Origin of the sequence: Micromonospora sp. WMMA1996 (genome assembly GCF_002573675.1) — a bacterium.
Classification (GTDB): domain Bacteria; phylum Actinomycetota; class Actinomycetes; order Mycobacteriales; family Micromonosporaceae; genus Micromonospora; species Micromonospora sediminicola.
In genome coordinates this window covers 20,972-33,777 of record NZ_PDHU01000002.1, presented here as the reverse complement: position 1 = coordinate 33,777, position 12,806 = coordinate 20,972, and the positions used below count along the sequence as shown (strand labels likewise).

Below are 12,806 nucleotides of genomic sequence, written 5' to 3'. Positions count from 1 at the left end.
AGGGGTCAGGTCCGGTAGCGCGGGCGGCCGGCGCTCACCCCCGGCGCCACTTCTGGTTGGGGGTGCCCGAGCAGTCCCACAATTGCAGCCGCGCGCCGTCGCCCGTGTTGCGGTCCTTGATGTCGACGCACTTGTTCGCCTGGAGGTTGACCAGGTCGCCGGCCGCGGTGAGGGTGAACTGCTGGGCGCCGGTGCCGTTGCAGGTGTAGAGCTGCACCGTGGCGCCGTTGGCGGTCGAGCCACCGTCGACGTCCATGCACTTGCCGTTCTGGCTGCGCAGGGCGGCGCCGCTGAACGTCCACCGCTGCGCGTTGGTGTTGTTGCAGGTCCACATCTGCAGCGGGGCGCGGTCGACGAAGTTCGAGCCGGGCACGTCGACGCACTTGTCGTTCAGGCTGCTGACGAGTGCGCTGGTCGAGGTGCCGGTCCCGCCCGCGCCGAACGGGCTGAGGATCAGTCCGGCGGAGCGGGGATCGCCGTCGTGCACCAGCGACTCGAAGCCGCCGACGTCGTCGAAGGCGAACGCGTACGCCCTGCCGTCGGCCATGTTGGCGTGGATCAGGCGGGCGTACTGGTTGGTGGGGCTGTTGCGGTAGAAGGCGGCCGCGTCGGTGCTGGGTTGGGTGTCGACGGTGCCGAGGGTGCCGCGGTTGAGCGCGGCGCAGAGCGTCCGCGAGATCGGGCCGACGACCTGGTCGTTGGGCGCGGGCAGGTCGCCGTCGCAGCCCCAGACGCTGGCCGAGGAGGGCCGGCGGAACGAGGCGACCACCTGGCCGCTGCCGTTGGTGAAGGTCATGGTGGTGCCGGAGGTCCGGCCGTAGTAGCGGACCGCCGGCTGGTCGGTGAAGGGCGCCACGGTCAGCGTCCTCGTGGTGTACGCGTTCCACGCGGCGGCGATGTACGAGTCCAGATAGGTGGCGCTGAGCAGCCCGGCGCCGGCCGCCTTGCCCGGGGCCAGCACGCGCAGCACGGTGCCGTCCGAGCGGGTCTGGACGGTGTTGGCCCAGCCCGGCTGCGCCCGGATCCCGTCGATGACCGCGTCGCGTCCGTTGGCCACCACGTCGCCGGTGCGTCGGGTGACGCCGCCGGCGCCGGTCACGGTGACCGCGTGCGGCACGGCGAACATGTCGACCTGCGAGCTGTTCAGCCACAGGCCGGCGTCGTTGTAGGTGAACTCGCTCCAGTCGAAGAGGACGTCGCGGTTGGCGTCGCCGGCTGCCCAGGGGGCGGGTTGGACGAGCCCGTCGGGGGTGAGGAGGAACGTCAGCTTCCGCCCGAGGGCGAAGTAGACCCGACCGGAGAATCCGCGCGGGAACCGGATGGTGGTGCTGCCGCCGTTGGCGGGGCCGGGGATGGAGACGTCGGGCGCGGGCGCGGGCGGAATCTGGCCGCCGGTCCAGGGCACGAACGTGCCGGCCGAGGTCACGTACCCGAGCCGGCCGGTGGTCAGGTTGGTGCCGATGACGTAGAGGTGCACCGCGTCGGCGCGCCCGGTGGTGTTGGTGACCGTGACCGGTAGCAGGGACGGGCCGACCGCGTGCGCGGGCAGGGCGAGGGGCAGGCCACCGGCCACGCCGACGAGCAGGGCGGACGCGGCAGCGAGCAGTCTTCTTCGGAGACGCATGGAACACCTCGGGTGGTGGCGGGATGGGAGAGAGCGCTCTCTGAGCGTGAATTCGGAAACAACCTTTGTCAATAGGTGCGTCTCGATGCCTTGCGCTGCTCCGCCCTCAGCGGGCGGGGGTCGGGTGCTCCTCCGGCACGCGCACCGCCGCGCGCGCGTCGAGCACCGCGACGAGCAGGAGGACCAGGGCCGCGCCGATCGAGGCGGCCAGCAGGCCGGCCGCGTGACCCGGCACCGCCAGCACGGCGAGGCAGGCCACGCCGAGGAGCCGACGCGGGGACACGCGGTCGAACACGAGGCGTTCCAGGCGGGCCCGGCCCAGCAGGTAGATCATCGGTCCGCCGAGCACCACCGCCAGCCAGACCGGATAGGGCCGCGCGAACGGGTGGTCCAGCACCAGCCCGTAACCGACCGCGACCACCACGATGCCGAAGATCATGACGGTGTGGGCGAAGGCCACCGAGCGACCGAACGCGGCGCGGTCGTCGGCCGCGTCCACCGCCTCGCCGAGCAGCTCGCCGGAGCGGAAGAAGTAGATCCGCCACAGCAGCACCGTGGTCACGAACGACACGACCACCCCGCACGTGTGCGCCGCCTCCGGCGTCCCCTCGTTCGTGTAGGCGATGCCGACGGAGATCACACCCTCCCCGAGCGCGATCATCAGGAACTGCCGGTACCGGTCGCTCAGATGCGCGCCCCCGGTCTCCCAGGCCGCCGCCCGCCCGCGGCCGAGTCGGGGAAGTGGCCAACCGAGCCGGGCCGCGCCGAAGTCGATGGCGATGGCGATGGTCCACAGCACGGTGCGAGCGGTCTCCGACACCGTGGCGCCCCACAACCAGGGAATCGCGCTCAGGCAGTACCAGGCGCCGGACCGGAAGTAGAGGCGTTGCAGCGGAAGGCCGCCCAGCAGGAGGCCGAAGCCCACGGTGCGGCCGACCTGGAGCAGGACGTACGACAGGGCGAAGGTCATGCCCCGGGCGTCGAACGCGGCGGGGACGGCCGACGCCATCATGAACAGCCCGAACGCGCTGACCACGACCGCGAGGCGGACCCCGACGAGGCGGGGTTCGAACCGGGCCGTCACGTACGACGTGATGGTCCACGCCCAGGTCAGGGGCAGGAACAGCAGCAGCGTCCGAGCCGCCGCCATCCACCGGTCCGCGGGCGCCGGCGCCGACAGCCCGGGGACCGCCTGTGCCGCGAGCCGGGTCAGCGCGAACACCACGACCAGGTCGAAGAACAGTTCGGCGAACGTCGCGTGCGGGCCGCTGCCCGGGCCCCGCAACATCCCGACCCCGACCCCGGGACGGCGTGCACCCATCACCCGATCCAACCCGACCGCCCGATCGGGTCGAGGTCGAACGCGCTATTCGGCAGCTTTTTCGCGACCCACGGTTTCCGGGGCGAGACGGTGGAAAGGTGACAGAAGACGCCCGCGAACCCACCGATCCTCCAGGAGCACGCCATGAAGGCTCTCGTGTACCGGGGCCCGCACGAGGTCACCGTCGAGGACCGGCCCGACCCCACGGTCCAGGCCCCGACCGACGCGGTCATCCGCATCACCACCACCAACATCTGCGGCTCCGACCTGCACATGTACGAGGGACGCACCTCGGTCGAGGAGGGCAAGATCCTCGGCCACGAGAACATGGGCGTCGTCGAGGCCGTCGGCGACGCCGTCACCCGGATCCGGGTCGGCGACCGCGTCTCGGTGCCGTTCAACATCGCCTGCGGCACCTGCCGCAACTGCGCGCACGGTTGGACCAGCTTCTGCCTGCGCACCAACCCGACCGAGGGAATGGACGGCGCCGCCTACGGCTACGCCAACATGGGCCCGTACGACGGCGGCCAGGCCGAGTACCTGCGGGTGCCGTACGCCGACTTCAACCTGCTGCACCTGCCGCCCGGCACGGAGCACGAGAACGACTTCACCATGCTGTCGGACATCTTCCCGACCGGCTGGCACGGCACCGAACTCGCCGGGCAGGCCCCCGGCGACACGGTCGCGGTCTTCGGCGCCGGCCCGGTCGGCCTGATGGCCGCGCACAGCGCGCTGATCAAGGGCGCCGACCGCGTCTTCGTGGTGGACAAGGAGCCGGACCGCCTCGCCATGGCCGAGAAGATCGGCGGCCTCCCGATCAACTTCGCCGACGGCGACCCGGTGCAGCAGATCATGGACGCCACCGACGGCGTCGGCGCCGACTGCGGCGTGGAGGCCGTCGGCTTCCAGGCCCACGACCCGTCCGGCGACGAGCACCCCGAACTGGTGCTGGACAACCTCGTCGACGTGGTCCGCTCCACCGGCGGGATCGGCGTGGTCGGCGTCTACGTCCCGCAGGACCCCGGCGCGCCGGACAAGAAGGCGCAACAGGGGCGCATCGGCTGGCAGTACGGCACCTTCTTCAGCAAGGGCCAGCGGATGGGCACCGGGCAGTGCCCGGTGATGCGCTACAACCGGCAACTGCGCGACCTCATCATCGCCGGCCGGGCGCGACCGTCGTTCCTGGTCTCCCACGAACTGCCGCTGGCCCAGGCGCCCGAGGCGTACGGGCACTTCGACCGACGCGACCAGGGCTGGACCAAGGTGCTGCTGCATCCCGGCGGCTGACCGGGGCCCGGGGCGCGGCGGCGACGGTGCGCCCCGGACCGGCGGTAGGATCACGGCTCGTCCCGCCCGAGTCCGCCACCCCCGTCGGAGTCCCGCGTTTCCGAGCCGTCACCCACCCGCGTCACCCGGCGGGCCCGCCGGGTGCTGGCCGTCGTGGGCCTGCTCGTGGTGGCCGCCCTGCCCGCCGGCTCGTCCACGGCCGGGGCGACCGGTCCGACGACGCTGCGGATGCTCCAGATGAACCTGTGCAACAGCGGACGCGCCGGCTGCTACACCGGCCGAGCCGTGCCCGAGGCCGTCGAGGTGATCGCCGCCGAGACGCCGGACGTGGTCACCGTCAACGAGATCTGCCGGGACGACCTGCCCGTGCTGGAGCGTGCGCTCGCCGCCGTCCATCCCCGTGGGACGGTCCGGTCGGCGTTCCAGGCCGCCGGGGACCGGCCCAGCCGCTCCGTCACCCGCTGCCGCAACGGGCAGCCGTTCGGCATCGGGCTGGTCGCCCGGCTCGACACCCGCGACGCCCGCCCCGACGTCCGGGGTGGGATCCACCCGACGCAGGATCTCGCCGATCCCGAGGAGCGGGCCTGGCTCTGCCTGCGGGTCGGGGACGCGTTGCACGCCTGCACGACCCACCTGGCGAACACCAGCGGCGCCGTCGCGCTGGCCCAGTGCGCCCACCTGCTCGACACGGTGCTGCCGGAGCTCCGCCGGGGCGCCGGGTACGCGTCGGCGGTGCTCGGCGGCGACCTCAACCTGAGCCGGGGCGGCGCCCCGGACGTGCGGTCGTGCGTGCCACCGGACCACGTGCGCGTCGACGACGGCGCCCGGCAGCAGATCGTGACCACCCGTGGCGTCACGATCTGCTGCCACCGCGCGGTGGGCATGCGGGGGACCACCGACCATCCGGCGCTGCTCGCGGTGCTGACGGTCGGTGGCACGCCGGACGGCGGGCCGGTCGCGCCCTAACGGTGGCGCTCGACCACGTAGTCCGTCAGGTCGAGCAGGAACCGGCCGTCCTCGGTGTCGGCCGCCGCTCCCAACGCCCGCTGCCCCTCGCGCCGGGCGGCCTCCGCGAGGTCCCGGGCGCTGCGCCGCGCCGACTCCACGCAGTCGTAGGCGAGCAGCCGCCCGTGCAGCCAGCGCACCTCGGACGCGGTGCGCTGCCCGCGCCGCCGGCTCAGGAAGTCGAGCGTCCGCTCGCGTTCGTCGGCGGTGCACCGTCGCATGAAGTCGATCAGGATGAGCGTCCGCTTGCCCTCCCAGAGGTCGCCGGCGATCTCCTTGCCGTAACGGGCGTAGTCGCCGACGAGGTTGAGCGCGTCGTCCTGGATCTGGAACGCCGCGCCCAGGTACCACCCGTAGCGGTCCAGCACGTCGACCGCGTTCTGCCGGCCGGTGGCGACGAGGATCCCGGCCCGGCACGGGTAGATGCACGTGTACCAGGACGTCTTCTTCAGGCACATCCGGTAGTAGTCGTCCGCGTCCAGGTCGGACACGTTGTCGCGGATCCAGCCGATCTCGATCGCCTGCCCCTCCAGGGAGTGGCGCAGCATGAGCTCGGTCTCCTCGAACAGCCGCCAGGCGATCCCGGAACCGAGCGCCGCCCGGTTCGCGGCGAGCCGCTGCAACGCCAGCAGGTTGGTCATGTTGCCCACGTTCAGGGCCACGCCGACGCCGTACTCGGCGTGCAGGGTCGCCGCCCCGCGCCGCTGCTCGCTCTCGTCCTGGATGTCGTCGTGGATGAGGAAGGCGTTGTGGAACAGCTCCACGGTGACGGCGGCGTTGAGCCCCACCGCCTCCGCGCCGCCGAACGCCCGGCACGTGGCGAGGCAGAGCGCGGCCCGCAGCCCCTTGCCCCACCGGCGCGGATACTCCGCGACCAGGTCGTAGAGGTATCGCGGACCGCCCGACGGCAGGTCGTCGAGCAGCGCGCCGAGGGCGAGCCCGCGATAGCGCTCCAGCACCCGTTCCACGTGCCCGCCGGCCACTCCGGTGGTCGGCGCCATCGCCCGGCTACTTCTCCGACCGCGGCCGGCTGCGCGGGGCCGGCGTCGCCAGCCGGTCCGCGAGCCCGTTGGCCACGTCCGGGGCCAGCCGCGCGAGATTGAGGACGGTGTCCAGCGCGTCGTGCGCGTCCGAGGTGTAGCGGCGGACGACCTCACCGCGCTGGTCGTCGGCCATCTTCAGTTGCGCGACCACGGTGTCGATGAGGGCGTGCCCGTCGGTGCGGACCCGCGCGACGAGTTCGTCGAACGCCTCCGGGTCCACCCTGCGGTCCGCGCTCAGCTTCTCCTCGAGCCGCCGGGCGCCGGCCAGCCCCGCCGCGAGTTCCTCCTCCAGCACCGAGGCCGCGTGGGTGACGGTCTCGGAGGTCTCGCCGGCCACCTTCTCGAAACGTTCGTTGGTGCGCTCACGCTCGCCGTTGTCCATGGGCGCAGTGTTCACCCGGGTGCCGACGGCGGGCCAGAGGTGTGTCGCGATGGTGACTCAGCGTATCGACGCAGGTCAGGGTTGATCGAGCCGGGCCCGCAGGGCGGGCGGCGCCACCGACCGGTAGCCGTCCCGGACGATCTCGGCCAGCTCGGCCTCGCCGATGCCGGTGTCGAGGCGTACGCCGATCCAGCCCCGGTGCCCGACGTAGGGCGGACGGAAGAAGGTGCGCGGGTCGACCGCGACCAGCTCGACGGCCGCGCCGGCCGGCGCGGCGCACCACAGGTGCGGGAACTCGTCCCGGTGGTGCCCGTCGGGCCAGACCGAGGCGAACGACGTCCGGCCGCGGACGAACCAGGTCGGGGTGCCGTGGCTCAGCCGCTCCGTCACCTCGGGCAGCGCCAGGCAGGTCCGCCGGATGGCCGCCACGATGTCCGTCATCGATCCACGGTACGACAGCGTCGGGGGACGGTGACCTCCGGTGGGGTCGATCTGTCGGAGGGGCGTGGGAGGGTGGCGGCCGTGACCGGATGGATCTACAACGAACGCCCGGCGGGCGTCACCTTCCTGACCGAGCGGATCGGCGAGCCCGGCCGCGGCGAGATCGAGGCCGAGATCTGGGGCCGGGTGGTCCGCGGCGAGGTCGACCCGGACGACTTCGTGGACTTCTTCGACGACGACGAGGAGCGGCACGGCGCCACCGACGACGAGCTGCGGGCCGCCTTCGAGCGGGCGGTGACCGCGCGGCGGGAGCAGCAGCGCGGTTGGGGCGAGGTGCGGGGCAACCTGACCCGCGCCTTCGCCGAGCTGAACGGGATCGGCGTGCTGGCCCGAGAGAACTTCAGCTGCTGCGGCACCTGCGCGGCGGCCGAGATCCACGACGAGCGGGACGACTCGCGCCACTGGCGGGGCTACCTCTGGTTCCACCAGCAGGACACGGAGGCGTTGCTCGCGAGCGAGGACGGCGGGGTCTACCTCGGCTACGGCGTCTACCCGCCGGCCGACTTCGACGAGGCCGCCTACGACGCTCTCAGCGAGGCCGACCAGCGGGCCCGCTACCAGGCGGACCTGGAACGGCTGCTCGACGGGGAGGTGTTCCCGGTGCTCCACCGGCACGGCATGCGGGTGGAGTGGAACCGGCGGCAGTCCACCCGGATCCGGGTCAGCGGCGCCCGGTGGTACGCGCCGCTGACGTGACGGGTCGCGACGTCAGGTCCGGCGCAGCCGCTCCGCGAGGTCCCGGACCGCGTCGTCGAATCGGGGATCGTTCTCGCCGGGCCAGTGTCCGACGATGGGCGGCGAGACGGTGTCGGTCGTGGGCACCACGACGCCGCACGGGTCGCGCAGCCGCCGGTCCACCGTGCCGACCGGTCCGGCGACGGCCGGCGGCTCGCCGTCGCGGTGCGGCGAGAAGATCCAGCTGCCCACCGGATCGGTGTCCCGCCAGAGGTTGAGCCACCGCCAGCCGACCCGGTCGCCCACCTCGCACAGCGCGGCGTCGTCGACGTAGGCGGGGAAGAGTTCGGCGTAGAGGCGGCGCAGCGGCGAGCCGTACGTCAGCAGCGCCACCCGGTCGCCGACGCCGGGCGGCAGTTGGAGCACGGTCGCGGCGAGCAGCACCGAACCGTGGCTGTGCCCGGCGAGCAGTACCCGGTCGCCGCGCGAGGTCAGGTGGCAGATGCGCCGGGTCAGCTCCGGCACGGCCCGCTCGGCATAGCAGCGGGGCGCGAAGGGGTGCGCGATCCGGGGCCAGAACGTGCCCAGGTCCCACAGCACCCCGACGTAGCGGCGGAACTCCGCCGTCCGGTACGCGAACAGGCCGCCGACCACGAGCCCGAGCACGAGCGCCGTGATCGCGTAGCTGCCCATCTCGATGCCGAAGTTGACCAGTCCCTCCGGTATCCCGGTCCACCGTTCGAGCACGGTCCCCGGGTAGAGCCCCAGCAGGCCGAGCGTGCTGGTGGCCATGCCGAACCCGGCGAGCCCGGCGTAGACCACGGCGAGCGGCGCCAGCCGGTCGGTGAACCGGGCCCGGGCGACGACCTTGCGGACCTGGTCGAGCCGCGGCGCGGCCTCGGGCGGGGCGTCCGGGAAGTCGCGGGCGACCGCGGCGGAGGCGGCGCGGCGCCGGCCCGGCCGGGAGGCCAGCAGCACCACGGCGCCGACCGCCACCGCGGCCAGCACGGCGAGGAAGAACGCGAAGAGCGCCCACTTGTACGCCAGCGGCGGACCGGTGGGTGAGTACAGCCCGGTCGACGCGCCCCGGTCGAGCAGGTCGCCGACCCGGTAGGCCAGCTCGGCGGAGAACGCCACCGCCACCCCGGTGGCCACGGCGGCGAGGACCGGCGCGCCGAGCCCCCGCAGCGGCGCGTCCTCCCGGGCGCGGCCGCGCCCGCGTACCACCACCACCCAGAGCGCGGTCAACAGCAGGGTCTGCGCGAAGAACAGCCAGGACACCGTCGCGGCGTAGCCGGGCAGCGTGTCCGCCGACGACCACGGCGCCGGGTCCACGGCCACCGCGACGAGGACCACCGCGGTGAGCCCGCCGGACGTGACGCGCAGGACACGGGTGACCCGGTCGAGCCCCGGCACCCGCTCGGGCCGGTCGACGAGCGGATGGGCGCAGACCAGCCCGAAGCAGCCGACGAGCACGGCGCCGGCAGTCACCGTCAGGGCGAGGGTGCCGGGGGAGGCTCCGCCACCGGCCCGGGCGAGCAGCAGGACGAGGTCCAGGACGGCGAACGCGGCGGCGACGTGGATCGCGCGCAGCCGCTCGACCACCGGCATGGCGTCCCACTGCCCGACGTCGCTGAGCCGGTGCGTACCCGAGGGGCGGGGGACGCCCTGGAACGCCTGCCGGCTCCAGCTCGCGCCCGCGCCGAGCCGCCAGACCAGGACGACGGCGCCGGCCGGCACCAGCGCGAGCACGGCCAGCCGCACGCCGAGCGGCCGGCCGCCGAGCCAGGACAACCAGGCCCGCCCGGACAGGCAGCTCGGCATCGCCATGCACTTCCAGCCGACCTGGTCCAGCGCCACCCCGGCGACGGTGAGCACGTACAGCGCGGTCAGGGTGAGCGCCAGCACCCGGAGCAGCGCCTTCGTCACCGTCGTGGCGGCCGGGCCCTGACCGTCCGGCCGCATCCAGAGCGCCACGTTGCCGAGCATGAACGGCAGCAGGAAGACCAGGGACACGGTCCGGACCGCGGTGCCCGAGGGCAGCTCGCTCCACCGGTACGCCTCCAGGAGCACCCCACCCGGCCCGCGGGTGTCGGGGTAACCGGGCGGGGGACGGTGGAAGCCGCCGCTGCGATCGCCGGCGACCTGGCGCGTGTTCGGCCGGTCCAGGATCCGCCGCGCGTCGGCGCCCGAGACGCCGTGCACCCGCAGCTCGACCACCTCGCCGGAGCCGGAGGGCGGGCGCGGCGGTCTCGGCGTGTCCGCCATGGCCCCTCCCAGGTCGACGCCGGCGCCGGCCGGCCGGCGTCCGGTCGTCCGTGTGGCGGGGCGCGCCTACCCGTTCCACCGGCGATCACGCCTGCCCGCCGATCCCGGTGCGACGCCGGCCGCCTCCGGCCCTGTGCTATCCAGGTCTCATGGCCGACATCCGCGATCACCGACTGCTCTACGGCTGCATGGGCCTGGGCGGCGACTGGAACACCGAACCGTACGGCGCGCGGGAGATCGCGGCGGCGGAGGCGGCGGTCGAGGCCGCCCTGGAGATCGGCGTCACCGCGTTCGACCACGCGGACATCTACCGCCACGGCAAGTCCGAGGCCGTCTTCGGTGAGGTGCTCGCCCGCGCGCCGGACCTGCGGGCGCGCATCCTGCTGCAGACCAAGTGCGGCATCCGGCTGGACGGCGACGCCGGGCCGGGCCGGTACGACCTGCGCGGGACGCACATCGTGCGTAGCGTCGAGGAGAGCCTGGCCCGGCTGCGCACCGACGTGATCGACGTGCTGCTGCTGCACCGCCCGGATCCGCTGGCCGACCCGGAGGACGTGGCGGCGGCGCTGACCTCGCTGCACCGGCAGGGGCTGGTGCGGCAGTTCGGCGTGTCGAACATGGCGGCGGCGCAGATCGCCCACCTCCAGGAGCCGCTGGAGGTTCCCCTCGTCGTGAACCAGTTGGAGATGAGCCTGGCCCGCCGGGACTGGGTGGAGGCGGGGGTCCTGGTGAACACGGCGGCGTCCACCGCGACCGGCTTCCCGCTGGGCACCGTCGAGTACTGCCGGGGGAACCGGATCGGTCTGCAGGCGTGGGGCCCGCTCGCCGGGGGACGCTTCACCGGCGCTGCCCGGACGCCGGGCGACCGCGCCACGGCGGACGTGGTCGCCGCGCTCGCCGAGCGCAGGGGGACCACCCCGGAGGCCGTCGTCCTGTGGTGGGTGCAGCGGCATCCGGCCGGTGTGGCGCCGGTGATCGGTACGGCGCGTCCCGACCGCATCCGGGCGTGCCGGGACGCCGTCGCGCGCGAGCCGGAGCTGACCCGCGAGGAGTGGTACGAGCTGTGGCTCGCCGCCCGGGGCGAGCCGCTGCCCTGATCGGGCCGACGCTGCGAGGACGGCGATGTGGCCGTCCCCGCAGCGTGGCGCTCAGGCGGCGGCGCAGGCCGCGCCGTTGAGTGTGAAGGCGGTCGGTCGGGCGGTGTTGCCGGTGTGTGTGGCCTGGAAGCCGATGCTGGTCGACCCGTTCGGCGGGATGACCGCGTTGTAGGCGACGTTGCGGGCGGTCACCTGGCCGGAGGTGGGGGAGTAGGTCGCGTTCCACCCCGAGGTGACGGTCTGGCCGGCGGGCAGCGTGAACGCCAGGGACCAACCGTTCACCGCGACCGCGGAGGTGTTGCGGACGGTGATGTTCGCGGTCAGCCCGGAGTTCCACGCGTTGACCTCCACGGCCACCGTGCAGGCGCCGGCACCCGGTGACGTGGTGGGGGTCGGTGACGTGGTGGGGGTCGGCGACGCGGTGGGCGTCGGTGAGCCGGTCGGGCTGGGCGAGGTGGTCGGGCTCGGCGGCGTGGTCAGGCCGAAGAACTGGACGGCCGCCGCGGCCATGCCGCTCGCGGGCAGGCTGTGCCCGGCTCCCTGGATGCTGTAGGCCTCGACCTGCACGGTGCCGGCGCCGTCGGCGTACCGGCGCCGGTTCCAGTTCGCCTGCGGCGTGTCGGTGGAGGTCGGCGTCTGACCGAGCCCGAACACGTTCGTCCACTGCTCGATCGTCTCCTGGAGCAGCTGGTAGGGCACGAGCGTGTCGCTGGTGCCGTGCCACAGCTGCACCCGGGGGCGGGGGCCGGACCAGCCGGGGTAGGCCTGGCGGACCGCGTCACCCCACTGTTGCGGGGTGCGGTCCATCGCGCCACCGGTGCACCGGCTGGTCCCGGGCGGGTAGTCCGCCGCGTTGGCGAAGCAGGTGAACGGCACGCCCATGAACGCGGCCCCGGCCTTGAACACGTCGGGGTAGAGGGCCAGCATGTGGTTGGTCATCATGCCGCCGGAGGAGCTGCCGGTGGCGTAGACCCGGTCCGGGTCCGCGCCGTACTGCTGCTGGACGTGCCGGATCATCGAGATGATCGACACCGGGTCGCTGCCGCCGCCGCGGCGCTTGGCGGCGTCGGACCAGGTGTCGAAGCAGTTGCCGAACCCGGCCTGCTGGGTGGCGGTGGGATAGATCACGATGAACCCGTACCGGTCGGCCAGGGCGGCGAACTCGCTGCCCGAGTAGAAGCCGGGGCCGGAGCCGCCGCAGCCGTGCATGGCCACCACGGTCGCCGGCCGGGCCGGACGGGAGTCGGGCACGTAGACGTGCATGCGCATCCGGCCGGGGTTGTCACCGAAGCTGGTCACCTCGGTCAGCGTGGCCGCGTACGCGGGTCGGACGGTGGGGACGACCAGGCCGGCGGCCGTCAGGGCCGCGGCCAGGGCGAGCAGCGCAATGTTTCTGATTCGCACGGAGACTCCTTCGCGCGCCTGTCTGAGGCGCGGATCGGGCGGACGCCCTCGGCTCGCGGTCGGCCCGGTCGACCACGAGGGCGTGTCGCCCACGACGAATGGCCTCGCTCGGCCCGGCTCCCTGTCGCGTGTCAGTTAGTGTTCCCGTCGAGCGTCGAAGTGTCAATCGACGAAACCCGATGGATCACGAGGGTGCGCG

The 12,806-nt window shown here is 73.5% G+C and carries 11 protein-coding genes; 4 read left to right on the top strand and 7 right to left on the bottom strand.

Features of this window, described 5'->3' with window-relative positions; translation table 11 throughout:
• Positions 1-34 precede the first annotated feature (34 nt).
• Both COO58_RS19075 and COO58_RS19070 read right to left on the bottom strand, forming a co-directional pair.
• Positions 35-1,624 (bottom strand): glycoside hydrolase family 64 protein, encoded by a 1,590-nt coding sequence (locus tag COO58_RS19075; RefSeq protein ID WP_091573814.1) that lies wholly within the window; start codon positions 1,622-1,624, stop codon positions 35-37.
• A 106-nt stretch (positions 1,625-1,730) separates the two neighbouring features.
• On the bottom strand, positions 1,731-2,945 hold the full coding sequence (locus COO58_RS19070; protein ID WP_098746516.1) for a low temperature requirement protein A: 1,215 nt from the start codon (positions 2,943-2,945) through the stop codon (positions 1,731-1,733).
• A gap of 144 nt (positions 2,946-3,089) precedes the next feature.
• Between COO58_RS19070 and COO58_RS19065 the strand changes: the two genes are divergently transcribed.
• Positions 3,090-4,232 (top strand): glutathione-independent formaldehyde dehydrogenase, encoded by a 1,143-nt coding sequence (locus COO58_RS19065; protein ID WP_091573816.1) that lies wholly within the window; start codon positions 3,090-3,092, stop codon positions 4,230-4,232.
• A gap of 141 nt (positions 4,233-4,373) precedes the next feature.
• A complete protein-coding gene (locus COO58_RS19060) occupies positions 4,374-5,198 on the top strand; it encodes a hypothetical protein (RefSeq protein ID WP_091573817.1) in 825 nt (274 codons plus the stop codon).
• Here the strand turns inward: COO58_RS19060 and COO58_RS19055 are convergent.
• From COO58_RS19055 to COO58_RS19045, 3 genes are all read right to left on the bottom strand, one after another.
• Positions 5,195-6,238, bottom strand: a complete 1,044-nt coding sequence (locus COO58_RS19055; RefSeq protein WP_098746514.1) for a polyprenyl synthetase family protein — start codon at positions 6,236-6,238, stop codon at positions 5,195-5,197. The genes COO58_RS19060 and COO58_RS19055 overlap by 4 nt on opposite strands.
• A 7-nt stretch (positions 6,239-6,245) precedes the next feature.
• A complete protein-coding gene (locus COO58_RS19050; protein ID WP_098746512.1) occupies positions 6,246-6,662 on the bottom strand; it encodes a hypothetical protein in 417 nt (138 codons plus the stop codon).
• A 75-nt stretch (positions 6,663-6,737) separates the two neighbouring features.
• Positions 6,738-7,103, bottom strand: coding sequence for an MmcQ/YjbR family DNA-binding protein (locus COO58_RS19045; protein WP_098746510.1), 366 nt, complete (start codon positions 7,101-7,103; stop codon positions 6,738-6,740).
• Between the two features lie 81 nt (positions 7,104-7,184).
• Between COO58_RS19045 and COO58_RS19040 the strand changes: the two genes are divergently transcribed.
• Complete coding sequence (locus COO58_RS19040) at positions 7,185-7,859, top strand: hypothetical protein (RefSeq protein WP_141561927.1); 675 nt, start codon at positions 7,185-7,187, stop codon at positions 7,857-7,859.
• Between the two features lie 12 nt (positions 7,860-7,871).
• On the opposite strand, the gene COO58_RS19035 is transcribed toward COO58_RS19040, so the two are convergent.
• Positions 7,872-10,106, bottom strand: coding sequence for a hypothetical protein (locus tag COO58_RS19035; RefSeq protein WP_098746506.1), 2,235 nt, complete (start codon positions 10,104-10,106; stop codon positions 7,872-7,874).
• A gap of 149 nt (positions 10,107-10,255) precedes the next feature.
• On the opposite strand from COO58_RS19035, the gene COO58_RS19030 reads away from it, so the two are divergent.
• Positions 10,256-11,203, top strand: coding sequence for an aldo/keto reductase family oxidoreductase (locus COO58_RS19030; RefSeq protein WP_218012399.1), 948 nt, complete (start codon positions 10,256-10,258; stop codon positions 11,201-11,203).
• Positions 11,204-11,254: 51 nt separating this feature from the next.
• Here COO58_RS19030 and COO58_RS19025 read toward each other — a convergent pair whose 3' ends face one another.
• Positions 11,255-12,607 (bottom strand): PHB depolymerase family esterase, encoded by a 1,353-nt coding sequence (locus tag COO58_RS19025; protein ID WP_098746504.1) that lies wholly within the window; start codon positions 12,605-12,607, stop codon positions 11,255-11,257.
• Positions 12,608-12,806: the final 199 nt, after the last annotated feature.